The organism is Photobacterium lutimaris (genome assembly GCF_003025555.1).
Taxonomy (GTDB): Bacteria; Pseudomonadota; Gammaproteobacteria; order Enterobacterales; family Vibrionaceae; genus Photobacterium; species Photobacterium lutimaris.
Map to the genome: position 1 here is coordinate 53,615 of NZ_PYMH01000019.1, position 25,056 is coordinate 78,670.

Below are 25,056 nucleotides of genomic sequence, written 5' to 3' on the forward strand. Positions count from 1 at the left end.
GACAAAGACCCACCCGAGGGTGAGCCTTTTGTTATGAAGAATAGCAGGTGTTACTAGTGGGTGATGTCGGCATCAAACCACTTGATGGAAATTTCGGCGAGAGTACCGTCTTCGCGCATCGCATCGAGTGCTACGTTCACTTCGTCACGCAGCTTTTCACCTTTCTCGCCTTGTACGAACGGCCAGGCATTTTCGATGGTCTCGAACGGTTCACCGGCCAATTCCAGTGGCAGGTTAGCTTTCTTGATCAGTTCAAGCGACGACAGACGGTCCATCACGAAGGCATCAGTACGGCCCAGGGCGACGTCGTGTTCGATGCCGGTGTCGTAGGTTTTTATTTTGATGCTGCCATCGGTATCCAGTTTACGCAGGAGCTGCTCATAATTTGAGCCCAGGTTTACCCCAACGGTCTTGCCGGATAGATCGGCCGTACCAGCGATGGCGTCATTGCCCTTACGCACAACTAACTGTGCCCCATCGACGACATAAGGGTGTGAGAACAGGTACTTGGCCTTGCGCTCATCGGTCATGGTGATTTGGTTGGAAATAGTGTCAATTCGACCGGTTTCCAGCAATCCGAACAAACCGGAGAAGTTAGCGGTAACAAACTCGACATTGTAGTCATTGCGTTTGCCGATCTCGTTCCACAGATCAACCTCAAAGCCTTGCAGCTGATCTTGTTTTACAAAGGTAAAAGGGAAATAGCGTCCTGACATTCCTACTTTTACATCGGTGGCAGCCATCGCGGCTTGGCTAACCGACAAGGTTAGGGCGATTGCAGTCAATGAAGTTGTTACCCAGCTTTTCATCCTGTTTACTCCTCAGGTTGCTGTGATGATGTTCTGTGAGAATTATCCTATCTGTTAATAATAGGTTTCTTTAAATAACTTTGAGTTATTTTAAATAATCTTTAGTAATGTCTATGAGTGGGCAATGTTTATAGATTTGTGGGTAAGCAGGGGTCAAATTGTGGTGATCGCGAGTATAATTGTGCGATCCATGTGAATAAGTCAGATCTTATTCACTTGATCTGCGATCTCTTTGCTGGCGATCCTGAGCCAGCAGGTATAAAATTGCATCCCTTTTAGTGTTTAGTTATTCAGTGTGGAGTCGAGCTTGTCATCTTCGCTTTGGTTGCAGTGCCTTCAACGCCTTCAAGAAGAACTCCCTGCAACAGAATTCAGTATGTGGGTTCGACCGCTTCAAGCCGAGTTGAGCGACAATACGTTGACCTTGTTTGCGCCCAACCGCTTCGTGCTGGATTGGGTCCGTGATAAGTACCTCAACAACATCAACCGTCTGCTCAATGAGTTCTGCGGTAACGATTTGCCGATCCTGCGGTTTGAGGTGGGTAGCCGGCGTGTTATCGCACCGTCGCCACAGCGTGTATCGCCTCCACCGACTCTGACACCGGCTCCTGCTGCTGTCGTAGCGGCACCGGCACCGAGAGCTGTAGACGATACACCTTCGCGTACCTGGGAGCCTGCGCCGTCGCCGGTGCAGCCCGAGTCGCAGTCGGGTTACCGCTCCAACGTGAACCCTAAGCATAATTTCAACAACTTTGTTGAGGGTAAATCGAATCAGCTTGGTTTGGCCGCTTGTCGACAGGTGGCCGATAACCCGGGGGCTGCGTATAACCCGCTGTTCCTCTATGGTGGAACCGGTTTGGGTAAAACCCACTTGCTGCATGCCGTTGGCAATGCCATTGCCGATCGCAAGCCCAACGCCAAAGTGGTGTACATGCACTCTGAGCGTTTTGTTCAGGATATGGTTAAGGCGCTGCAGAACAATGCCATCGAAGAGTTCAAGCGTTACTACCGTAGCGTCGATGCGCTATTGATCGATGATATTCAGTTCTTTGCCAATAAGGAGCGCTCTCAGGAAGAGTTCTTCCACACCTTTAATGCGCTACTGGAAGGCAACCAGCAGATCATCCTGACGTCTGACCGTTACCCGCGTGAAATCAACGGGGTAGAAGATCGCCTTAAATCGCGCTTTGGTTGGGGCCTGACGGTGGCTATCGAGCCGCCAGAGTTGGAAACCCGTGTCGCGATCTTGATGAAGAAGGCAGAAGACCACAATATCCGTTTGGCTGATGAAGTTGCGTTCTTCATTGCCAAGCGTCTGCGTTCCAATGTCCGTGAGTTGGAAGGGGCCCTAAATCGCGTGATCGCCAATGCCAACTTTACCGGCCGTGCAATCACGATTGATTTTGTCCGTGAGGCGCTGCGAGATTTGCTGGCCTTGCAGGAAAAACTGGTCACTATCGATAATATTCAAAAGACCGTGGCTGAGTACTATAAGATTAAGATGGCTGATATGCTATCCAAGCGCCGCTCCCGCTCGGTTGCCCGCCCGCGCCAGATGGCGATGGCTCTGGCAAAAGAGTTGACCAACCACAGCTTACCGGAGATCGGTGATGCTTTTGGTGGTCGGGATCATACAACGGTGCTGCACGCATGCCGCAAAATTGAGCAACTGCGTGAGGAAAGCCATGACATCAAAGAAGATTATTCTAACCTAATAAGAACATTGTCATCTTAATATGAAATTTACAGTTGCACGCGAACAGCTATTAAAACCCCTGCAGCAGGTCTCTGGTGCATTGGGTAGCCGCCCTTCATTGCCGATCCTCGGCAATATTCTGTTGGTTGTCGAACAGGGTTGCCTGTCGATGACAGGTACCGACCTTGAAGTCGAGATGATTGCCAAGCTGGCTCTGGAAGGCGACGTTGAAGAAGGGGCTGTAACGGTTCCATCGCGCAAGTTCCTTGATATTTGCCGTGGCCTGCCAGATAGCGCCAATATTTCGGTTTCCCTTGAAGGGGACCGCGCGATTATCCGCTCTGGCCGTAGCCGCTATACGCTATCTGTACTGCCAGCTGCCGATTTCCCGAATATCGAAGACTGGCAGAGTGAAGTGGAAATTACCCTTCCTCAGGGGCAGATGCGCCAGCTTATCGATAGCACCCAGTTTTCTATGGCCCACCAGGATGTCCGTTATTACTTGAACGGTATGCTGTTTGAAACCGATGGCCAGCAATTGCGTTCGGTTGCTACCGATGGTCACCGAATGGCGGTGTGTGCGATCGCGACCAATGACGCGCTGCCAGCCAAACAGATCATTGTCCCACGTAAAGGGGTGATGGAGTTGATGCGTCTGCTTGATAGTCCTGAAGAAAACGTCCGCCTACAAATTGGTCAATCCAATATCCGTGCCGAAGTGAATAATTACATTTTCACTTCCAAATTGGTTGACGGTCGCTTCCCAGATTACCGCCGCGTGATGCCGCAGAACAGTAACAAAGTGGTTGAAGCGAGCTGTGACGAACTGCGTAAAGCGTTCTCTCGTGCTGCCATTTTGTCGAATGAAAAGTTCCGCGGCGTGAGAGTGAATCTTTCTCCGGGCGAGATGCGCATTACCGCCAATAACCCTGAGCAGGAAGAAGCCGAAGAGTTTTTGGATGTCGACTACCAGGGTGACGCTCTCGAAATTGGTTTTAATGTCAGCTATGTTTTGGATGTGCTCAATACCCTCAAGTGTGAGCAGGTTCGCTGGTCGCTGACCGATGCCAATGCCAGTGCCTTGCTGGAAGACAGCGCCAACGGTGATGCCATGTACGTGGTGATGCCAATTAGGCTATAAGGTCATGCCGTTAACACGCCTGATCGTAAAAGACTTCCGAAATATTGAAGCCTGTGACCTGATGTTGTCACCAGGCTTTAATTTTCTTGTCGGTGCTAATGGCAGTGGCAAGACCAGTGTTTTGGAAGCGATTCATTTTCTCGGCCACGGCCGTTCGTTTCGCAGCCACCTGACGGGTAGGGTGATCCGCCATGATCAACAACAGCTGTTTGTCCATGGCAGGTTGCAATCTCCTTCTGCGATTGAATTACCGGTTGGCATCAACAAGAAGCGTGATGGCACCACCGAGCTTAAAATTGGTGGTGAAGGGAGCCAAAAGTTAGCCCAACTGGCCCAACTGCTGCCTTTGCAATTGATCACGCCGGAAGGCTTTGATCTATTGATTGGTGGACCGAAGTTTCGCCGCGCCTTTATTGATTGGGGGGTGTTTCACGTAGAACCGCAGTTCTACCATGCCTGGATGCGGGTAAAGCGCCTAACCAAGCAACGTAATGCCTTGCTGAAAACCGCCCGTCATTATCGTGAATTGAGTTACTGGGATCAGGAACTCAGCGTATTGGCTGAACAGATTTCGCGATGGCGCCATGACTATCTTGAGGCGGTAAAGCTCAAAGCCAAAGAGATCTGTGAAGTCTTTTTGCCTGAATTTGATATCCAACTCGGGTACTACCGGGGTTGGGAAAAAGACACCCCCTATGCTGAACTACTTCAGCGTAATTTCGAACGGGATAGCCAATTGGGTTACACCGCCAGCGGTCCGCACAAAGCGGACTTGCGGGTGAAAGTGGCCGGCACCCCAGTAGAGGATGTGCTTTCCCGAGGTCAGCTCAAGCTGATGATGTGTGCTTTGCGCCTTGCGCAAGGATTGCACCTGACCGAAGCAACGGGTAAGCAGTGTATATATTTAATTGATGATTTTGCTTCCGAGCTGGATAGCCATCGTCGGGCACTGTTGGCGCAGCGGTTGAAAGAGACCGGGGCGCAAGTTTTTATCAGTGCAATCAGCATTGAGCAAATAGCGGAAATGCATGATGAAAATGGCAAGATGTTTCATGTGGAACACGGTAAAATAACCGCAGGATAATTTAAGCGAGAGTAACTCAATGTCCAACAACTACGATTCATCAAGTATCAAGGTACTTAAGGGCCTTGATGCGGTACGTAAGCGCCCAGGGATGTATATTGGCGATACCGATGACGGTACAGGCTTGCACCACATGGTATTTGAGGTAGTCGATAACTCTATCGATGAAGCTCTTGCTGGCCACTGTGAAGATATCATTGTTACTATCCACGAAGATGGCTCTGTGTCTGTCAGTGATGATGGTCGTGGTATCCCGACTGAATTGCACCCTGAAGAAGGCGTGTCGGCAGCGGAAGTTATCATGACGGTACTTCACGCCGGTGGTAAGTTCGATGACAACTCCTATAAGGTATCCGGTGGTCTGCACGGGGTAGGTGTGTCAGTAGTAAACGCCCTGTCTGAAAAAGTGGAACTGACCATTAACCGAGGTGGTTCTGTACACCAGCAGATTTACCGTCATGGTGAGCCTGAAGCACCTCTAGGTGTCATTGGCGATACCGACAAAACCGGTACCCGCATCCGTTTCTGGCCAAGTGCAGAAACCTTTACCAATATTGAATTCCACTATGAAATTCTAGCTAAGCGCCTGCGTGAACTATCATTTCTTAACTCCGGCGTGTCTATCAGACTGATTGATGAGCGCGAAGAGGACAAGCAGGACCACTTCATGTACGAAGGTGGTATCCGTGCTTTCGTAGAACACCTTAACCGCAACAAAACGCCGATCCACCCTAAAGTCTTTCATTTCGATTTTACCCGTGAAGACGGTATCGGTGTTGAAGTGGCGATGCAGTGGAACGATGGCTTCCAGGAAAACATTTACTGTTTCACCAACAACATTCCGCAGCGTGATGGTGGTACCCACCTGGCTGGTTTCCGTGGTGCGTTGACCCGTACCCTGAATAACTTCATGGACAAAGAAGGCTATTCGAAGAAAGCCAAGACGGCAACATCGGGTGACGATGCCCGTGAAGGCCTGACGGCGGTTGTGTCGGTGAAAGTGCCGGATCCTAAATTCTCAAGTCAGACTAAAGACAAGCTGGTATCGAGTGAAGTGAAACCTGCGGTTGAATCAACCATGGGTGAGAAGTTGAGTGAATTCCTGCTAGAAAACCCATCGGATGCCAAGACCGTTTGTTCTAAGATTATCGACGCCTCTCGTGCCCGTGAAGCGGCACGTAAAGCGCGTGAAATGACTCGCCGTAAAGGCGCGCTAGATCTTGCCGGCCTGCCGGGCAAACTCGCCGATTGTCAGGAAAAAGATCCAGCCCTCTCTGAACTATACATAGTGGAGGGTGACTCTGCAGGCGGTAGTGCCAAGCAGGGTCGTAACCGTAAGAACCAGGCAATCCTACCGCTGAAAGGTAAGATCCTGAACGTTGAGAAAGCTCGCTTCGATAAGATGCTGTCTTCTCAGGAAGTTGCCACGCTTATCACGGCAATGGGCTGTGGTATCGGCCGCGACGAGTACAACCCAGATAAACTGCGTTACCACAACATCATCATCATGACCGATGCCGATGTCGATGGTTCCCACATCCGTACGCTATTGCTGACGTTCTTCTACCGTCAAATGCCTGAACTGATTGAGCGTGGTCATATCTATATTGCCCAGCCACCACTGTACAAAGTGAAGAAGGGCAAGCAAGAGCAGTACATCCAGGATGACGAGGACATGGGCCAGTACCAAGTTGCCTTGGCTCTGGATAACGCAGCACTGTTTACATCAGAGGGCGCACCTGCGATTTCAGGTGAAGCTCTGGAAACCTTGGTTAAGCAGTTCAACGGTGCAACCAAACTGGTTGAGCGTATGAGCCGTCGCTATCCGACAATGCTGCTCAATGAATTTATCTATCAACCACGTTTGGCTACCGATCAGCTCAGCAACGAAAGCGATGTGGAAGGCTGGGTAAATGCACTGGTTGTGGCCTTGAATGCCAAGCAGTCTGGTGAAAGCCAGTACAGCTTCGAGGTCGTACGTGATGATGAAAATGGTCTATGGTTGCCAAAAGTCATCGTCCGTACCCACGGTGTTGAACACGAACACCTGCTAAGTGCTGATCTGCTTAACTCGAAAGAGTACGGCAAGCTAGCTGATTTATCTGAAGCACTGTTTGAGCTATTGGAAGACTCTGCTTACGTGCAGCGTGGTGAACGCAAGCAGCCGGTAACCAGCTTCAAGGAAGCCCTCGACTGGTTGATCAAAGAGTCCCGCCGTGGTCTTTCTCTGCAGCGATACAAAGGTCTGGGTGAGATGAACCCAGAGCAGTTGTGGGAAACAACGATGGATCCAGAAACCCGTCGTATGATGCAGGTCAACATCAATGATGCTGTTGCCGCCGATGAGCTGTTTACCACGTTGATGGGTGATCACGTTGAGCCGCGCCGTAACTTCATTGAAGCTAACGCTCTGAATGCAAACCTGGATATTTAACATTTAATTTCTAATATCCATTTGCATAAGTAAAACTGAAAACGCCGCACATTCGTGCGGCGTTTTTTTTGGGAGCTTTGGTTGTGCACATAACACGTGTTGCGGGATAGGAGGGGAGAGGAAATAAATTTTTTGCGCTAAGGGGTTGGAATGAGATTTTGCCGCCCCTATATCTATTGATGAAGAGCAAGGTGCCACAGGTTGGGCCTGCAACCGGCTTGTCCGCAGAAGGAAGGCCACTTCGACAATTCTATCGTCATTCTATTGCTTCTAAAGAAGGATAAAGTATATGCGAAACCTAGATTTCACTCCTCTATACCGTTCTGCTATCGGTTTTGACCGCCTGTTCAATCAAATGGAAAAATCAGCATCGAATGCCAATGCTGGCTACCCTCCGTACAACATTGAGCAACAGGACGAGAACCATTACCGCATTACCATGGCTGTGGCCGGCTTCGCCGATGAGCACCTGGATATCACCCAACAGCAAAACAAATTGATTGTCCGTGGTACCCGCGAAGCTAACGGTGATACAGAACGTCAGTACCTGTATCAGGGTATCGCCGAGCGCGACTTCGAACGTAAATTCCAGCTGGCTGACTACGTAAAAGTTGTTGGCGCCGAAATGGAAAATGGTCTGCTTCATATTGACCTCGAGCGTGAGATCCCTGAAGAGCAGAAGCCTCGCAAGATTGCGATTAATGGCAGTCGTCTGCTAGAAGGTGAGTGATCGGGATTCCTCCTGAGCCACCAATAGAGATGTGAAAGGTCAGCCAGGGTGCTGGCCTTTTTTACGCGCAATAAAGTATAGCTCGATAACCTGTCCAGCCATTTCTAGCTGTCACGGTAATATCTTCCTTGTTCGATTCAGCGTATCAGGCGTAGTGGGTTTCACGTGAAACAGTCTTAAAAAAGGAAGGCTCCGTAAGGTTACCTTCCTTTGCTGAATGTTGCTTTTACATTCGCGGTTGAGAGGGCGTTAACACTCTTGGTACGCCTTTTCTACTTCCTCGGCAATGATGAGGATGCCTTTGCGCATCACGTCATCCTCCTGGACGTAGTTCATCCGCAGGCATTCGTGTCCATGCTGCCAGTCTTCATCGAGTCCAATGAAGAAATACTCACCAGGAACAATGAGAACACCGCGGGCTTTTAAGCGGCGATATAGCTCCATGGTACTGATCGGTAAATCTTTGAACCACAGCCACAGGAACATGGCGCCTTCAGGCTTGTGGATCCTAAACCGCGGGTCGGTAATAGCCTGCTGGAGCAGCTCCACGGCGTGCTGGGATTTACGGAGGTAAAAAGGTTTGATCACGTTTTCGCTCAAGCGCATTAGATCATGTTGCTCGATCATCTTGTAGCCAATAGCCGGGCCGACACTTCCCGGTGCCAAACTCAGTACGCCATTCATGTTGGCAATGGCGGTGGTGATTGCTTCACTGGCGACCACGATGCCACAGCGCACCCCAGGTAAGCCAAGTTTCGATAGGCTCATGCACAAGATCGTATTGTCATTCCAGAATGGGGTAACATCTTCAAAAATGATATCGGGAAAAGGCATGCCGTAGGCATTATCGATGATCAGCGGAATGTTATGATCGCGCGCCAGTTGATCGAGATGCTGGATTTCATCATCGGTCAGGACATTGCCGGTTGGATTGGTTGGCCGCGACGCACAGATGGCTCCAACTGAATCATCTACAACCAGTCGGTTAAAGTCGACATGGTATTTGAACAGGCCATTTTCAAGCAGGCTGATCTCTGGCTTGTACGAAATGAACATATCGTCACTTAACCCCGAGTCACCGTAGCCAATATATTCAGGAGCCAGTGGCAACAAGATTCTTTTCTTCCTGCCATTTTCGAATTTCCCTGCCAGCAAGTTGAACAGGTTGAAGAAAGCACTCTGGCTACCGTTGGTCAGGGCAATATTCTTGGCACTGATGTCCCAGCCATAGCGTGATTTGAGGAGCTGGGCGAGGGCATTGATAAAAACATTCTTCCCCTGTGGGCCATCATAGTTGGTCAGGGCTTGGGTGAGCTCTCCAGTGGCAGCCATCTGGCTGCAGAGCTGATTGAAGTACTCTACCATTTCAGGGATCTGGGCTGGGTTGCCACCTCCGAGCATGATCGCATCGGGGTTGCGCAATCCATCGTTCAAATCATCCATCAACTGGGTGATACCTGAGTAGCGGGCGAACTTGTCACCAAATGTAGAAAACTCCATCTTTACTTCTGACCTCGGTGTGCTGTGTTTATGTTATTCGATATGGTTATGGTTTATGTTGTGCTGTTCGTCAACATACCTCAACAAAGCGTTTTATTAAACCCCTTGCTCCCCCCTGATTGCCGGCCTGGCTCGAGAGTAATCCTTGCCGTTAAAGCTTCTGCGTACGGTTGCGCTTGTGTTGAGCTACTGACGTTCCACGTGAAACAATACGTGTAGCGTGGCCAATATACCGGTGGTGGTTTCACGTGAAACTGGCAAAGGCGGCGGTATAAGGTTAGGGAACTGTGGGCGAGTAATAACCGAGTATTGCAGGACAACGGGTGGGGTTGGTCAGGCAGATAAAAAAAGCCCCAGCAGTATAAGCTGGGGCTTCAAACGGCCTAATAGGCGAAGCTCTATCGCGATATTACTTCTGAAGCAATGAGATATCAGCGACTTTCAGGAACTCGTTACGAAGCAGGTTAAGCATCGTTAGGCGGTTCACTTTCAGTTGCTCATCATCAGCCATAACCATAACGTTATCGAAGAAAGCATCAACGGCTTCACGCAGGGTAGCCAGCTCGGACAGTGCTTGCTGGTAATCGCCGCTGGCGAAGATTGGCGATAGGGAAGCCAGCATGGTTTCCACGTTTTCTGCCAACGCTTTTTCTGCATCTTCAACCAGTAGTTCGTGGTTGATTTCGGCAGATAGTTCACCGTCGAATTTCGCCAGGATGTTGCCGACACGCTTGTTTGCTGCGGCCAGAGACTCAGCAGCATCTAGCGAGCGGAAGTGGCTTACGGCTTTAACACGCTTGTCGAAGTCTGCAGGCTGGGTTGGGCGACGTGTCAATACTGCCTGGATAACGTCAACACTGTGGCCTTCGTCCTGGTACCATGCACGGAAACGGCCAAGCATGAAGTCGATCACTTCTTCTTCGACGTTGTGGTTGGTTAGCTTGTCGGCCAGCAGTTCACGCGCTTTGCCAATCAGGTTCACCAGATCAAGGTTGTAACCTTTCTCTACGATGATACGCAGAATACCCAGTGCGGCACGGCGAAGGGCGAACGGATCGCTGCCTTTCGGTGCCTGACCAATACCGAAGATGCCCACTAGGGTATCCAGCTTGTCGGCCATTGCAACGGCTGCCGATATGTCAGTACTTGGTAGCTCGTCACCGGCAAAACGCGGCATGTACTGCTCGTTCAGTGCTAGGGCGACTTCTTCTGCTTCACCATCGTGACGCGCATAGTGCATGCCCATAACGCCTTGGGTATCGGTGAACTCGAAGACCATCGAGGTCATCAGGTCACACTTAGACAGCAGGCCGGCACGCTCGGCATGCTCGACATCAGCACCGATTTGCTGGGCGATGTAGCCAGCCAGTGCGGTGATGCGGTCTGTCTTGTCACGCAGTGAACCAAGTTGCTTCTGGAACAATACACCGTCTAGCTCAGATAGGCGTTCGATCAACGGACGCTTACGGTCGGTGTTGAAGAAGAACTCCGCATCCGCTAGGCGAGGGCGAACGACCTTCTCGTTACCGCTGATGATCTGGATTGGGTCCTTGGAAATGATGTTCGACACGAAGATAAACTTCGGTAGCAGCTTGCCGTCTGCATCGTAAACCGGGAAGTACTTCTGGTCACCCTTCATGGTGTAAACCAGCGCCTCTGAAGGGACCTTCAGGAACTCTTCTTCGAATGATGCTGTCAGTACAACGGGCCATTCAACAAGAGAAGTCACTTCTTCAACCAGCTCATCTTCAAGATCGGCAATACCGCCAACTTCTTCAGCCGCTTTCTTGGCACCTTCAAGGATGATCGCTTTGCGTGCTTCGTAGTCAGCCATCACCATACCGCGCTCTTCAAGCAGCGTTGGGTATTGATCGGCATTGTCGATAGTAAACTCGGCTTCACCCATGAATCGGTGACCACGGATCACACGGCCAGACTCAACACCCAGAATGGTACCCGGGATCAGCTCTTCACCCAGTAGCATGGTAAGTGTTTTCACCGGACGGATAAACTGAGTTTCCTTGTCACCCCAGCGCATTGGCTTAGGGATAGGTAGTTTCGCTAGGGCAGTAGCGGCTAGATCACACAGCAGTTGTTGAGCCGGCTTACCTTTGACTTCTTGTTTGTAAAGCAGCCATTCGCCTTTGTCAGTTTTCAGACGCTCTGCTTGATCAACACTGATTCCGTTACCGCGAGCCCAGCCTTGTGCAGCTTTGGTTGGGTTAAAGTCAGCATCGAATGCGGCAGCAACCGCAGGGCCACGCTTTTCGACAATTCTGTCCGGCTGGCCAGCAGCAAGTGCAGACACTTTCAATGCCAGACGGCGAGGAGCCGCATACCACTTCACACCTTGGTGAGCAAGGTCAGCCGCTTTCAGCTCTGCTTCGAAGTTAGTAGCAAACGCTTCGGCAAGGGTACGCAGAGCCTTTGGTGGTAGCTCTTCGGTACCGAGTTCAATTAGGAAATTCATATCGCTCATGCCGTATCCTTACTTGTTTGTTTTACACATAGGGAAGCCTAAGGCTTCACGAGATGCGTAGTAGGCTTCTGCAACCTGTTTGGTCAGATTACGGATACGCAGGATGTAGCGCTGGCGTTCGGTAACCGAGATGGCTTTACGCGCATCCAGAAGGTTGAAGGCATGACCGGCTTTCAGAATTCGCTCGTAAGCTGGAAGCGATAGTGGCGTCTCAAGCTCAAGCAGTTCTTTACACTCTTTTTCGCACTGGTCGAAGAAGGTGAAAAGGAAATCGACATCAGCGTGTTCGAAGTTGTAAGTAGACTGTTCCACTTCGTTCTGGTGGAAGATGTCACCGTAGGTCACTTTACCTAGCGGGCCGTCGGTCCATACTAAATCGTACACAGAGTCTACGCCCTGGATATACATAGCCAGGCGCTCGATACCGTAAGTGATCTCACCGGTAACCGGCTTACACTCAAGGCCACCGACTTGCTGGAAGTAAGTAAACTGGGTAACTTCCATACCGTTTAGCCATACTTCCCAGCCAAGACCCCAGGCACCCAATGTTGGGTTTTCCCAGTTATCTTCTACAAAGCGGATGTCGTGCACTTTGGTGTCGATGCCCAGTGCTTCCAGCGAGCCCAGGTATAGCTCCTGGATGTTGTCCGGTGATGGTTTGATGATCACCTGGAACTGGTAGTAGTGCTGAAGGCGGTTTGGGTTTTCGCCGTAGCGACCGTCGGTAGGACGGCGAGATGGTTGCACGTACGCCGCTGCAATTGGTTCTGGACCCAGAGCACGAAGACATGTCATTGGGTGAGAGGTACCTGCACCTACTTCCATGTCCAGAGGTTGCACAATAGTACAACCTTGTTGGCCCCAGTAATCCTGCAGCGCGAGGATCATGCCCTGAAAGGTTTTAATATCGTATTTCTGCATTGTCAGCTTCGCGTGATTAATGGATTGAGAGATTTTTAGTAACTATCCAGTATACCTCGCCATCCCGTAGGCTAGTAGGGCTAGTGCATGTTTTTTGGTCATCTTTGTTTAATTTGCTTAAATTTATGTGTTGGGCTGGCGAGGCATGGGAATTTTTGACATTGTTCTGATATCTGCTGCTAGCAGGTCGATACAATACTGCCGCCAATAAACAGTGCTGGGCTGCAAAGACGCTGCACACAACGACATCGGCGCGGAGCCGAGAAGACAGAAGGTAAACAATATGGATTTGACGAATTGCGCGAAGTCTAGCAAATGGATTCGTAACTTGGTATTTGCCACGGCAACGGCTGTGGTTGCGACGGGATGTTCCACAACCAACCCGTATACTGGCCAAGAGCAGACGGCGAAAGCGACCAGTGGATCTCTCATTGGTGCTGTAGCCGGCGCGGCGATCGGTGTGGCTTCTTCTAGCAAGAGTGACCGAGGAAAAGGTGCGTTGATCGGTGCGGCTTCTGGTGCTGCACTGGGTGGCGGGATCGGTTACTACATGGATGTGCAGGAAGCTGAACTGCGTAAGCAATTGCAATCTACCGGGATCAGTGTGACCCGTGATGGCGATAATATTATTCTCAATATGCCAAACACCATCACCTTTGGTATTGATGACACGGCACTCAGTGGTCAGGCTAAGAAGGCGCTGTCCAACGTGGCTCTTGTCGCCAAAGAGTATAACGAGACCATGCTCAACGTGTACGGCTTTACCGATAGCACAGGTGCTGCTTCCTACAACCTTCGCCTTTCGCAAGTGCGTGCCAGCGAAGTCAGTAACGAGCTTATGCGTGGCGGTGTCGCCAGTAACCGTCTCGTGACTAAAGGTATGGGGGAGTCACACCCTATCGCGTCGAACGATAATGAGCAGGGCCGAGCACAGAACCGCCGGGTAGAAATCGTTCTATCACCACAGGGTTGATGTCAAACGCATTGCCTTCGCTGGTTAAAAGGAGCCCATGCGGCTCCTTTTTTGCGCCTTGCTATCACGGTGGGCGGTGTGTAGAATTGCCGTTCCTTTGGGGAGTAGCCTCTTGTCCTTACAAGACAAGCGTCAACATAATTGAAGCAAAATCTTCATGGCGTTTGTGACTCACGTTTATCCTACTAGTGAGTTTGGCGAGACCATTGGTAAACCAGCATGAACCGGGGTGGGGCGTGCACGTTTACCTGTGGTTTTTTTATTATCCTCGCCCCAAAGAGCATGTCGTGAGTGTTTTAGCTATCTCTATTACTTCGGTTGCCTTGGCGGAAATTGGCGATAAAACCCAATTGTTGTCACTGCTGCTGGCCAGTCGTTACCGTAAACCTATTCCTATCATTTTAGCGATTTTCTTTGCCACTATTGCCAACCATGCCTTGGCCGCTTGGCTAGGCGTTGTCGTGGCGGATTATTTAACCCCTGAAGTCCTCAAGTGGGTATTGGTGGTTAGCTTCGTCGCCATGGCCGGTTGGATTCTGATCCCCGATAAACTGGATGATGATGAAGCTGTGTCGAACCGGGGGCCGTTCGTGGCCAGCTTTATCGCTTTCTTTATTGCTGAAATTGGCGACAAGACCCAAGTTGCAACCACTATGCTAGGGGCTAAGTACAGCGATGCGTTGATGTGGGTTGTGCTGGGGACGACGATTGGTATGTTGCTGGCCAATGTACCTGTGGTGTTGATTGGCAAACTGTCTGCAGACCGTATGCCTCTGGGGTTGATCCGCAAAATCACGGCATCTTTGTTTATGGGTTTGGCGCTGGCTGCCGCGTTGGGTCTGTAACCGTCGGATGCGGTGTTTCACGTGAAACCGGCAGGTACATTATTCCAGTTCACAAGCTGATATGACTCTTTGATAACATGAGCTTAAAGTGTGAGCGTGGCAGCAGAGCCAGAGAGATTGGCATGATATGTTGACTCTAGGACCTATGGACGGTTGTCGCTATATAGGAGGGGGTTATGAACCGTTTTCTTGCTATATCGCCCCAGAGCCAATTCTGGTTGTTCAACGTTGCGTTGGCTTTGAATATTCTGGGGATGGTGCTGACAGACATGTGGTTACCGATGGTGGTCGGAGCGATTGTGACGACTTACTTGTCGGTAGATGCGTTGGTACGTTTGCGCTATGTGTTGCCGATGAAAAAGGAGATCCGCGATCTGCGCCACGAGCTCGAGAAGGCCAATCGACAATTACGTGCTTCTTACCAAAATGATGATTAGCGATTAGCTGGTATCTGAATAGTAAAAAGGCAGCTCATCGAGCTGCCTTTTTTAATGAGGGTCAGTTGGTGCCTTTTCTGATCAGATAACGGTAAGGCAGGTTGTCAGTTTCTGCTGCGATCAGGGTGTGATCCATGAATCGGCAAAAACTTGGGATATCCCTCGTTGTTGAAGGGTCATCGGCAGTGACGAGCAGGGTATCGCCTTCGGCCATTTTCCTTACGGTTTTACGCACCATCATCACAGGCTCTGGGCAGCGAAGTCCTTCTGCTTCCAAACTGTGGGTGGGATTGTCAAAAATAGCGGTCATAGCATCTACATCTTCTGTTGAAGACTGTGATCATACTTATGGGCAAGAATTAATCAATAAGGGTTGGCAAATCAAAATAAAACATGTAACTTGGTTAACAAGTCATTAACGTTTATCTTCTGAAGGATTAGGAGGAACTATGTTGACTCAGATGGATCGCCTGACTATTTACAGCGTACTGTGCTTCATCACGTTTTGCTCACTGATGCTACGTGCGCCCGATAACACCAGCTTTATGGCGCTTGCTGGTTTGATTGCCGCTGCGCTAGGACTTTGGCTCGAGCTCACCAATTCTCCCGAGCTCGAGGAAGAAGAAAGCTAACATTGCACATCAAACTACACTCCCCCAGTTTTCTTGGGCTTCCCCGCTTTAATAGCGGGATTTTTTTATCTGCACGATAAAAAAAGACCAAACTCGGTAGTATTCAGGTCTATCAGCGAGAATGAAAAGGCGCTTGATTGCCGGTGTTCATACCCATCAAAATCAAGCAACACCGCAGCGATTGCTTTGATGCCGGGCGATTATATCTTCGTCAATTTTGATTGTTCTCAAACGGCAGAGAAGGTTCTGATATGATCAGGCTATTATTCTGTTTGGTGTTACATCCAGACTTTTCTCCCAAGGTAGCGCATTGTGGAATTAGAAGATATCTATCGCCGTGATTTGAATTTGTTGGTGGCGTTGCGGGTACTGATAGAAGAAAGCAGTGTCAGTAAGGCCGCAAGCCGTTTGAATCTGAGTCAGTCGGCAATGAGTCGGGTGTTGGGCCGGTTGCGTGATTTATTGGGTGATCCGCTGTTTACCCGTCAGGGCCAGCATTTGATCCCGACAGAAAAGGCACTGGAGTTTGATCGGGCGTTGGGTGAGCCGCTGGAATCTCTGCGGCAGTTGCTTTCTCCGGTTGAGTTTGATCCGCGTTGCTGTGAACAAACCTTCACAATTGCGACCACGGACTACGCGATGCAGACTATTTTGCCGTTTGCCCTGCCGCGGATTTACCAGGAGGCACCGGAAGTGTCGTTCGAATTCTTGCCGCTGCAGCATGACCGGCTGGCTGACCAACTGACCTATGAAGGGGCGGATTTGGCCATTTGCCGACCGACCGGGCCGGTTGAACCGCTGCGCAGCGAAATCCTTGGCCGGGTCGGTGTCTTGTGTCTGCTCTCGAAGCAGCATCCGTTGGCTGATAAGGACATGAGTTTGACGGATTATCTGGCTCACCCTCATGCGATGATTGCGATCAGCGACGGAGTGAAGGCTTTGATAGAGCAAGCCTTGGTGGGGCAGCCCAAACGCAAAATGGTATTGCGGGCCTATCACCTCGAGGCGGCTCTGGCAATTGTTGATACTATGCCGCTGATCATTACTGTACCCGCTGACTTGGCCTATCTGGTTGCTGATCGCTATGATTTGGCGGTGAAGCCCTTGCCGTTTGCCTTTACGCCGTTTGATTACTCGATGATCTGGCATCCGCGGTGCGAGCATTCGCCCGCCCAGGAGTGGTTGCGGGCTATTGTGAAGGAAGAGTGTAGCCGCCTGATCGCCAAGCGAATTGATGATATGGGGCTGGGTTGACATCAAAACAGGCACAAAAAAACCGGGACTGATCCCGGCTTTTATTGGCGATATCGTGGTTGCTGAAATTACAGCTTGATCACAACCCGACCGGTTACTTGGCCGTTGGTAATATCGTCTGCATACTTAGGCGCTTCGTCGAGCTCTACTTCGGTACAGGCTTGCTGGTAGTAACTCTCTGGCAGCAATTCAACCAATTTTTCCCAAGCTGCAATACGCTTCTCTGTTGGGCACATCACTGAGTCCACACCTTGTAGGCGGACATTACGCAGGATAAATGGCATAACGGTAGTAGGCAGATCAAAACCGCCAGCGAGGCCACAAGCTGCGACTGCGCTGTTGTAGTCCATTTGCGCCAGTACCTTCGCCAATACCTTGCTACCGACGGTATCGACAGCACCGGCCCAAATTTGCTTTTCAAGCGGGCGGGCAGGTTCTTCGAATTCACTGCGGTCGATAATGCGGCTTGCACCTAGTTTTTCTAGTAGTGGACCGTTTTGCTCAACACGACCAGTTACCGCAGCCACTTTGTAGCCTAGTTGTGCGAGCAGAGTAACAGCAACCGAGCCAACACCACCACTGGCACCGGTTACCAGTATTTCGCCAGCTTCTGGTTTGACATCCGCATCAAGTAACGCTTGTACACAAAGCATCGCGGTGAAGCCAGCTGTACCCACCATCATCGCTTTCTTGCTGTCAAAGCCCGTTGGCAGAGGAACCAGCCAATCTGCTTTCAGGCGAGCGCGTTGTGCCATGCCACCCCAATGGTTTTCACCCACACCCCAGCCAGTCAGAACCACTTTGTCACCGGTCTGGTAGCGCGAATCTTCGGAGCTGACGACAGTACCGGCAAGGTCGATACCCGGTACCATAGGGAAGTTACGGATGATCTTACCTTTACCTGTGATGGCCAAGCCGTCTTTGTAGTTCAGGGAAGAGTAATCGACATCAATCAGAACATCACCTTCAGGAAGATGGCTGTCGTCCAACTGCTCGATCGTTGCGATGGTTTTTTTCTCTTCTTGGTTTAGAACTAGTGCCTTAAACATTGGGATGCTCCAAATTATACAAGCGTCTTAATTGGCTATGAGTGTAGACCTGAAATAAATATGAATAAAATGAAAGTTAATCATTTTATCTATGTTGATTACGCATAGTTGGTATAGATCAAAAAAAGCCCGCAAATGCGGGCTTGTTAATGATTACAGGAGCTTACTCAACCCGCTCGAAGACGGTCGCGATCCCCTGACCTAAGCCGATGCACATGGTCGCAAGACCAAACTGGACATCTTGATGCTCCATCAGGTTGATGAGTGTGGTTGATATACGGGAGCCGGAACAGCCAAGTGGGTGGCCAAGAGCGATGGCCCCACCATTGAGGTTGACTTTCTCTTCGACGACGTCCAGTAGACCGAGATCTTTGGCGCATGGCAAAGACTGAGCGGCAAAGGCTTCATTAAGCTCGACCATGCCAATATCCCCGATAGTCAGTCCTGCGCGCTTGAGCGCTTTTTGACTGGCCGGAACCGGCCCATAGCCCATGATTGATGGATCGCAGCCGGCAATTGCCATGGCTTTGACCCGGGCGCGGATAGTTAGCCCCAGTGCCCTGGCTTTGTCTTCGCTCATCACCAGCATCGCCGAAGCCCCATCGGATAACGCAGAAGAGGAGCCGGCGGTCACGGTGCCGTTGACCGGATCGAACACCGGACGCAGTGTTGCAAGGGACTCTGCCGTGGTATCAGGGCGGATCACTTCGTCTTGGTTTAACAGGACCAGGCGACCATCAGCATCATGGCCTTCGGTCGGAAGGATTTCACTGGCAAACCGGCCTTCTAGCGTGGCGGCATGAGCGCGTTGATGGGAGCGGGCGGCGAAGGCATCTTGCATTTCCCGGTTGATACCGTGCATTCGTCCCAGCATTTCTGCCGTCAGACCCATCATTCCCGCAGCCTTGGCTACGGACTTGGACATGCCGGGGTGGAAATCGACCCCGTGGTTCATTGGGACGTGTCCCATGTGCTCGACGCCCCCGATAATACAGGTATCGGCATCGCCAACCATGATCGCACGGGTGGCATCATGCAGCGCCTGCATCGATGAACCGCAGAGGCGGTTGACCGTTGTGGCACCCACTGTGTGGGGGATCCCAGCAAGGAGGGCGGCGTTACGGCCAATATTGAAACCTTGCTCCAGTGTCTGCTGGACACAGCCCCAGTAGATATCTTCAATACTGCCCGGATCAACTTGCGGGTTGCGTGCCAGCAGTCCTTTCATCAGATGGGCAGACAAGTCTTCTGCGCGGACATGGCGGTAAGCTCCGCCTTTTGAGCGACCCATTGGGGTACGGATACAATCGACGATTACAACGTTATTCATTTTCAATTCCTCATCCTTAAGCCATGATCACGCGTTGCTCGGTACAGGGTAGTAACGACCATCTTGGGCCGCTTTCTCACGCAGTCCTGCCGGTACTTCGTAGACCGCACCCAGGTGAGCATAGCTATCTGCCAGCTGGACGTAGTTGGCTAGGCCAAGGGTGTCGAGGTAACGGAATACGCCACCACGGAATGGCGGGAAGCCTAAGCCGTACACCAGTGCCATATCGGCTTCCGCCGGGCTGGCAATGATCCCTTCCTCAAGACAGCGAACCACTTCGTTGATCATTGGTATCATCATCCGCGCAATGATAGCCTCGGCATCATACTGGCTGGCATTACCTGAAACAGGCGCAAGCAACGGGGTCACATCCGGATCAGTCGTTTTCTTTGGCTTACCTTTGCGATCGGTGGTGTAGGCATAGAAGCCCTGGCCGCTCTTCTGGCCGTAGCGGCCATTTTCGAACATCACATCGACGCCATCTTTGTAGTCTTTGCCCATCCGCTCAGGGAAGCCTTCAGCCATCACTGCCTGGGCATGGTGCGCAGTATCGATACCGACCACATCCAATAGATAGGCAGGGCCCATTGGCCAGCCAAACTGTTTCTCCATCACCTTGTCGATTTGTTGGAAGTCGGCTCCGTCACGTAATAGCAGACTAAAGCCAGCAAAGTAAGGGAACAACACGCGGTTGACAAAGAAACCCGGGCAGTCGTTGACCACAATCGGAGATTTCCCCATCTTGGCGGCATAGGCGACAACCCGATTAATGGTTTCCTCCGAGGTATGTTCGCCGCGGATAATTTCGACCAAAGGCATGCGATGGACTGGATTGAAGAAGTGCATGCCACAGAATTTGTCTGGGCGCTTGAGCGACTTGGCTAGTAGGTTGATAGGAATCGTCGAGGTGTTAGAAGTGATAACTGTATCTTCACCGACCAAGCCTTCAACTTCGCTGAGCACTGCTGCTTTGATTTTTGGATTTTCGACCACCGCTTCAACCACGATATCGCTCTGTTCGGCACCGGCATAGTGTAGGCTTGGGGTGATCCCGCTAAGAACTTTCGCCATCCCTAGGCCATCGATACGGCCACGCTCAAGTTGTTTGTTCAGCAGTTTGGCTGCCTCTCCCATACCGAGATCGAGGGACGCATCGCTGATATCTTTCATCAGTACCGGTACACCTTTCAATGCCGATTGGTAGGCAATGCCTCCGCCCATGATCCCTGCACCGAGTACCATGGCCTTACTGGTGGGTTCGCCAGCTTTGGCCGCTTGTTTGGCTTGACCCTTGATGTACTGATCGTTGAGGAAGATCCCAACCAGCGATTTGGCAACATCGGTTTTCGCCAACGTGACAAAATATTTGTTTTCAATCGCTAACGCTTCGTCCCGTTGGCACCTTGCCGCTTCCTCGATGGTTTTCACTGCTGACATTGGCGCCGGATAGTGGGGGCCGGCAACTTGGGCAACCATAGCCTTTGCCATGGTAAAGCTCATGGTCGCTTCGATTTTGTTGAGGGCCAGCGGTGCTTTTTTCTGGGCTCGGCGTGATTGCCAATCTAGCTTGCCAGTAATCGCGTCTTTTAGCATGGCCAATGCGGCTGAATGTAATTGCTTAGGCTCGACCACGCCATCGACAAGGCCTAGCTTGAGGGCATCAAGGGCTTTCTTGTCTTTACCGGCGGTGATGATTTCCATGGCGGAGTCCGCACCGATCAGGCGGGGCAGACGAACGGTGCCACCGAAGCCAGGCATGATACCAAGTTTGGTTTCCGGCAGGCCGATACGGGCTTTACTATCGGCCAAGCGGAGATCGGTGGCGAGGATACACTCGCACCCCCCGCCCAGAGCGTGGCCATTAACGGCTGACAGGGTCGGAACCGGCAAGTCTTCCAATTTATTGAAGATGTCGTTGGCGTGGGCGACCCACTGTGACAACTCTTCTACCGGCTTAGTAAATAAGCTGAGAAATTCAGTGATATCAGCCCCAACGACAAATGCGTCTTTGCTTGAGGTGATCAGCAGACCTTTGAGATCACTCTGGTGGTAGAGTGCATTAAGGGCTTCATTGAAGCTTTCTAGGGTTTTGAGATCGAACTTGTTGATTGCGCCGGGAGCATTGAGGTTGAGCTCGGCGATGCCATCTTCCAGATAGCGAGCGGATAGGGTTTCACCTTGGTAAATCATCTTCTATCTCCATGAGTTCCGGTCTGTGCCGAATTTGATTTAACTGGTTTGACCTGTCAGTAGGTTAAATAATAGTCTGAACCTGTTGTGCAACTATTTCAATACCTATTTTAAACATTTGTTTAACTTTTGCTGTTTTGGGGGAGCGTGATGAAGCAGGTGATGGAAGGGGATGAGTGTTTTTTCTTCTTATTTTCAATTGGATGGTGGTTTTTTTTGGTATCTAAACCTGTTTTTGTTTTGTTATTAATTTGTGGTTGCGAGCAATTTATCGACCGCAAATGGGATGTTCGCGAGTACAGTGCTGCGGACATTATTTCATCGAAGGAGCGATAGATATGAAGAGGAAACAAAATAATCATCAATGGATTAATGAGCTGGTATATGATTTGAGCCTTCCGGCTAAAACTCGAAGTGCAGTTCTAAGGACAAATTACAGGCCTACAGGGTTGTGTTATCCTGAGTTATTCCACTTATAACAGAGAAATACGGCAGGATATGACCGTCAGTGAGCCTTACCTGATCCCGGCAAGCAGTGCGACTTTCGAAGAAGAAATAAAAAAAAGCCGCTTTATTACCTATTTGGCACATACCCCAAATGTGGAGGCAGCCAAGGCATTTGTCCAGCACATCAAAGACAAGCATCATGATGCTAGGCACAATTGCTGGGCTTTTGTCGCAGGACGACCTGAAGATTCGATGAAGTGGGGTTTCAGTGATGATGGCGAGCCATCGGGAACGGCCGGCAAACCAATCCTCGCTCAACTGGCCGGTTCGGGCGTAGGTGAGATCACTGCTGTTGTTACCCGCTATTCCGGGGGGATCAAGTTGGGGACTGGCGGCTTGGTCAAAGCCTATGGCGGTGGTGTCCAGCAAGCCTTAACTGTGCTGCAAACCAAAGAAAAGTTAATAACTTCGGAACTGCTGATCAGCTGCGAGTATAATCAGGTATCGCTGGTGGAGTCATTGGTCGCGGAATTCGCGGGCTGTCAGGTCGAGGCGGATTATGGGCAGCGGGTCACACTGGTGATTGAATTGGATCGCCGTCAGGTCGAGGCATTCAGTGCGACACTCTTCAGCCGCAGCGGCGGGCAGGTGAGTGCGGTCGACCGCTCAGAGTAGCTCTGTTAACTTTTTCAATATATAGATGAGAGCCTAATAGGCAATGCAATTTCGTTCCATTATCAGGATTGTCGGGCTGCTGCTCGCCTTATTCAGTGTCACCATGCTGGCGCCAGCGTTGGTGGCATTTATTTATCGTGACGGTGCAGGTCTGCCGTTTGTCGTGACTTTCTTTCTTCTTTTTGCAGGTGGTGCATTGCTATGGGTGCCGAATCGGCATTACCGCAGAGAGCTCAAAGCGAGGGACGGCTTCCTTATTGTCGTCCTATTCTGGACCGTTATCGGCAGTGCTGGTGCGGTACCCTTTATTTTGGCCAAAACCCCAGATTTATCCGTTACCGACTCTTTTTTTGAATCCTTTTCAGCACTGACGACGACTGGTGCTACGGTGATTGTCGGACTCGATTATCTTCCCAAGGCGATTTTGTTTTACCGCCAGATGCTGCAATGGTTCGGAGGCATGGGGATCATCGTTTTGGCCGTTGCTATCTTGCCTGTGCTTGGTATCGGTGGGATGCAGCTATACCGAGCGGAAATTCCTGGCCCGGTCAAAGACAGCAAGATGACCCCGCGTATTGCCGAGACCGCCAAGGCGCTTTGGTACATCTATCTGGCCTTGACTATCAGCTGTGCATTGGCCTTTTGGTTGGCAGGTATGACCGCATTTGATGCGATAGCCCATAGTTTCTCGACTGTGGCGATAGGAGGGTTTTCTACCCATGATGCCAGCATGGGCTATTTCAATAGTCCTACGATTAACATGATCACTGTTGTGTTTCTGCTGATATCCGCCTGTAATTTCTCATTGCACTTTGCCGCGTTTGCCAATGGTGGGATCCATCTACGCACTTATTGGCGAGACCCTGAGTTTAGGGCCTTTTTTGCATCGCAACTGATTTTGTTCCTGATCTGCTTTGGTATGTTGCTAAAACACCACTCTTATAACTCCTATCATGATGCGTTTGATCAGGCGCTGTTCCAAACTGTCTCTATATCAACCACGGCAGGGTTTACCACCACAGGTTTCTCGGAATGGCCCCTGTTTCTGCCGGTTTTATTGTTGTTTTCTTCCTTTGTTGGCGGCTGTGCCGGTTCAACGGGCGGGGGAATCAAAGTGATCCGGATGTTCTTGTTGTTATTACAAGGTGTCAGGGAACTTAAGCGTCTTGTTCACCCACGGGCAATTTATACCATCAAGGTTGGTAATAAGGCCCTACCACAACGTGTGGTCGATGCTGTGTGGGGGTTCTTCTCTGCTTATGCTCTGGTGTTTGTGATCTGTATGCTGGCTTTGATTGCGACTGGTATCGATGAGCTTACCGCCTTCTCGGCGGTGGCCGCTACGTTGAATAACCTAGGGCCTGGCCTTGGTGAAGTGGCTGTGCATTTTGGTGAAGTTAATGATCCAGCTAAATGGGTTCTCATTATCTCGATGCTTTTTGGTCGTTTAGAAGTCTTTACGTTACTAGTGCTATTTACCCCAACGTTTTGGCGCAATTAATAGAGGAATGTATGGAAAAGGTATTATTGCTTCACTCCAGTAGTGATGGTCAAACAGTTAAGATTTTACAGCATATAGAAAAAGCGCTGGGTGAAGACTGTGTCTGTGAGTTTGTTGATCTGAATACTGCCACCTCAGTGAACTTTGCTGATTATAGCCGTGTCCTAATTGGCGCCTCTATCCGCTATGGGCATTTGAATAAAAAGCTATATCAATTTATAGAAAAAAACCTTCTAGCTTTAAAACAAGCAAAAGCTGGGTTTTTCTGTGTCAACCTGACGGCACGTAAAGAAGGAAAGAATACACCAGAGACAAGTGTATATATGAAGACATTCCTCAAGCGCTCGCCTTGGCAGCCAGAACTACAAGCCGTTTTTGCTGGTGCACTGCGCTATCCTCGTTATGGTTGGTTTGATCGGATGATGATTCAGCTCATTATGCGTATTACCGGTGGGGAAACCGACACCAGCAAAGAGGTTGAATATACCGATTGGCAAAAAGTAGAGGCGTTTGCAGACCGCTTTAAGACGTTTTAAGCTGGCTTTTTGATGGTTTTGTCTGTTTTTTAGTCGAACTGTCAGCTTTGGTCATTTTTTTTAAAAAAGCCCCTTGCCAATGTGATCGAACTCTCTATAATGCCACCTCACTGACACGGAGAACGGCAACTTAAGCCGCTAACCAATCAGTATTGTTCTTTAACAATTTGACCATGCAATCTGTGTGGGCACTCGTGAAATGATAGTCAACAAAAGAATTATCAATGAAACTGAGTGACCAATACAAATTTTAAGTTTACTTATAATTTGGCACAGTCAATTCAATCATTACTTCGGTAGTGATTTAACAGTATTTCATTGAGCCAAAACTTTAATTGAAGAGTTTGATCATGGCTCAGATTGAACGCTGGCGGCAGGCCTAACACATGCAAG

22 protein-coding genes and 1 riboswitch are annotated in these 25,056 nt (G+C 50.3%); of the genes, 14 read left to right on the top strand and 8 right to left on the bottom strand.

Annotated features, from left to right (window positions below; all coding sequences use genetic code 11):
• Positions 1 to 53: 53 nt before the first annotated feature.
• Positions 54 to 809, bottom strand: a complete 756-nt coding sequence (locus C9I99_RS24910; RefSeq protein ID WP_107351530.1) for an amino acid ABC transporter substrate-binding protein — start codon at positions 807 to 809, stop codon at positions 54 to 56.
• A 307-nt stretch (positions 810 to 1,116) separates the two neighbouring features.
• Here C9I99_RS24910 and dnaA point away from each other — a divergent pair, with 307 nt between their 5' ends.
• From dnaA to ibpA, 5 genes are all read left to right on the top strand, one after another.
• Entirely contained in the window at positions 1,117 to 2,544 is a 1,428-nt protein-coding gene (gene dnaA / locus C9I99_RS24915; RefSeq protein ID WP_107351531.1) for a chromosomal replication initiator protein DnaA, read from the top strand.
• Position 2,545: 1 nt separating this feature from the next.
• Positions 2,546 to 3,646, top strand: a complete 1,101-nt coding sequence (gene dnaN / locus C9I99_RS24920; protein ID WP_107351532.1) for a DNA polymerase III subunit beta — start codon at positions 2,546 to 2,548, stop codon at positions 3,644 to 3,646.
• Positions 3,647 to 3,650: 4 nt separating this feature from the next.
• Positions 3,651 to 4,730, top strand: coding sequence for a DNA replication/repair protein RecF (recF, locus tag C9I99_RS24925; RefSeq protein WP_107351533.1), 1,080 nt, complete (start codon positions 3,651 to 3,653; stop codon positions 4,728 to 4,730).
• Between the two features lie 19 nt (positions 4,731 to 4,749).
• Positions 4,750 to 7,164 carry a DNA topoisomerase (ATP-hydrolyzing) subunit B gene (gene gyrB / locus C9I99_RS24930; RefSeq protein ID WP_107351534.1) on the top strand — a complete coding sequence of 805 codons (2,415 nt, stop codon included), beginning with the start codon at positions 4,750 to 4,752 and terminating at the stop codon, positions 7,162 to 7,164.
• Between the two features lie 289 nt (positions 7,165 to 7,453).
• Positions 7,454 to 7,894, top strand: coding sequence for a small heat shock chaperone IbpA (gene ibpA / locus C9I99_RS24935; protein ID WP_107351535.1), 441 nt, complete (start codon positions 7,454 to 7,456; stop codon positions 7,892 to 7,894).
• Between the two features lie 249 nt (positions 7,895 to 8,143).
• Here the strand turns inward: ibpA and C9I99_RS24940 are convergent, their stop codons facing one another.
• From C9I99_RS24940 to glyQ, 3 genes are all read right to left on the bottom strand, one after another.
• A complete protein-coding gene (locus C9I99_RS24940; RefSeq protein WP_107351536.1) occupies positions 8,144 to 9,394 on the bottom strand; it encodes a valine--pyruvate transaminase in 1,251 nt (416 codons plus the stop codon).
• Positions 9,395 to 9,803: 409 nt separating this feature from the next.
• Positions 9,804 to 11,873: a glycine--tRNA ligase subunit beta gene (gene glyS / locus C9I99_RS24945; RefSeq protein ID WP_107351537.1), complete on the bottom strand. Its 2,070-nt coding sequence runs from the start codon at positions 11,871 to 11,873 to the stop codon at positions 9,804 to 9,806.
• A gap of 9 nt (positions 11,874 to 11,882) precedes the next feature.
• Complete coding sequence (glyQ, locus tag C9I99_RS24950) at positions 11,883 to 12,794, bottom strand: glycine--tRNA ligase subunit alpha (RefSeq protein WP_107351538.1); 912 nt, start codon at positions 12,792 to 12,794, stop codon at positions 11,883 to 11,885.
• Between the two features lie 283 nt (positions 12,795 to 13,077).
• Here glyQ and C9I99_RS24955 point away from each other — a divergent pair, with 283 nt between their 5' ends.
• From C9I99_RS24955 to C9I99_RS24965, 3 genes are all read left to right on the top strand, one after another.
• The gene (locus C9I99_RS24955) at positions 13,078 to 13,767 is read left to right on the top strand and encodes a YiaD family glycine zipper/OmpA-like lipoprotein (RefSeq protein ID WP_107351539.1); all 690 of its coding nucleotides are present in this window, start codon (positions 13,078 to 13,080) and stop codon (positions 13,765 to 13,767) included.
• Positions 13,768 to 13,861: 94 nt separating this feature from the next.
• Positions 13,862 to 13,963, top strand: a riboswitch (yybP-ykoY riboswitch).
• Positions 13,964 to 14,054: 91 nt separating this feature from the next.
• A complete protein-coding gene (locus tag C9I99_RS24960; RefSeq protein WP_107351540.1) occupies positions 14,055 to 14,612 on the top strand; it encodes a TMEM165/GDT1 family protein in 558 nt (185 codons plus the stop codon).
• Positions 14,613 to 14,788: 176 nt separating this feature from the next.
• Positions 14,789 to 15,049: a hypothetical protein gene (locus tag C9I99_RS24965; RefSeq protein WP_107351541.1), complete on the top strand. Its 261-nt coding sequence runs from the start codon at positions 14,789 to 14,791 to the stop codon at positions 15,047 to 15,049.
• Between the two features lie 61 nt (positions 15,050 to 15,110).
• Here C9I99_RS24965 and tusA read toward each other — a convergent pair whose 3' ends face one another.
• Positions 15,111 to 15,359, bottom strand: coding sequence for a sulfurtransferase TusA (gene tusA / locus C9I99_RS24970; RefSeq protein WP_107351542.1), 249 nt, complete (start codon positions 15,357 to 15,359; stop codon positions 15,111 to 15,113).
• 139 nt (positions 15,360 to 15,498) lie between these two features.
• Here tusA and C9I99_RS24975 point away from each other — a divergent pair, with 139 nt between their 5' ends.
• Positions 15,499 to 15,681 (top strand): hypothetical protein, encoded by a 183-nt coding sequence (locus C9I99_RS24975; RefSeq protein ID WP_107351543.1) that lies wholly within the window; start codon positions 15,499 to 15,501, stop codon positions 15,679 to 15,681.
• A gap of 312 nt (positions 15,682 to 15,993) precedes the next feature.
• On the top strand, positions 15,994 to 16,935 hold the full coding sequence (locus C9I99_RS24980) for a LysR family transcriptional regulator (protein ID WP_107351544.1): 942 nt from the start codon (positions 15,994 to 15,996) through the stop codon (positions 16,933 to 16,935).
• Between the two features lie 68 nt (positions 16,936 to 17,003).
• Here C9I99_RS24980 and acuI read toward each other — a convergent pair whose 3' ends face one another.
• The 3 genes from acuI to fadB form a co-directional block, all read right to left on the bottom strand.
• Positions 17,004 to 17,984 carry an acrylyl-CoA reductase (NADPH) gene (gene acuI, locus C9I99_RS24985; protein ID WP_107351545.1) on the bottom strand — a complete coding sequence of 327 codons (981 nt, stop codon included), beginning with the start codon at positions 17,982 to 17,984 and terminating at the stop codon, positions 17,004 to 17,006.
• 163 nt (positions 17,985 to 18,147) lie between these two features.
• Entirely contained in the window at positions 18,148 to 19,314 is a 1,167-nt protein-coding gene (gene fadA, locus C9I99_RS24990; protein ID WP_107351546.1) for an acetyl-CoA C-acyltransferase FadA, read from the bottom strand.
• 27 nt (positions 19,315 to 19,341) lie between these two features.
• On the bottom strand, positions 19,342 to 21,504 hold the full coding sequence (gene fadB, locus C9I99_RS24995) for a fatty acid oxidation complex subunit alpha FadB (RefSeq protein ID WP_107351547.1): 2,163 nt from the start codon (positions 21,502 to 21,504) through the stop codon (positions 19,342 to 19,344).
• Between the two features lie 150 nt (positions 21,505 to 21,654).
• On the opposite strand from fadB, the gene C9I99_RS25000 reads away from it, so the two are divergent.
• The 4 genes from C9I99_RS25000 (at position 21,655) to hemG (ending at position 24,663) form a co-directional block, all read left to right on the top strand.
• Entirely contained in the window at positions 21,655 to 21,840 is a 186-nt protein-coding gene (locus C9I99_RS25000; protein WP_107351548.1) for a hypothetical protein, read from the top strand.
• 162 nt (positions 21,841 to 22,002) lie between these two features.
• The gene (locus C9I99_RS25005; protein ID WP_107351549.1) at positions 22,003 to 22,626 is read left to right on the top strand and encodes a YigZ family protein; all 624 of its coding nucleotides are present in this window, start codon (positions 22,003 to 22,005) and stop codon (positions 22,624 to 22,626) included.
• 43 nt (positions 22,627 to 22,669) lie between these two features.
• A complete protein-coding gene (locus C9I99_RS25010; protein WP_107351550.1) occupies positions 22,670 to 24,127 on the top strand; it encodes a TrkH family potassium uptake protein in 1,458 nt (485 codons plus the stop codon).
• A gap of 11 nt (positions 24,128 to 24,138) precedes the next feature.
• Positions 24,139 to 24,663, top strand: coding sequence for a menaquinone-dependent protoporphyrinogen IX dehydrogenase (hemG, locus tag C9I99_RS25015; RefSeq protein ID WP_107351551.1), 525 nt, complete (start codon positions 24,139 to 24,141; stop codon positions 24,661 to 24,663).
• The last annotated feature ends 393 nt before the right edge of the window (positions 24,664 to 25,056 follow it).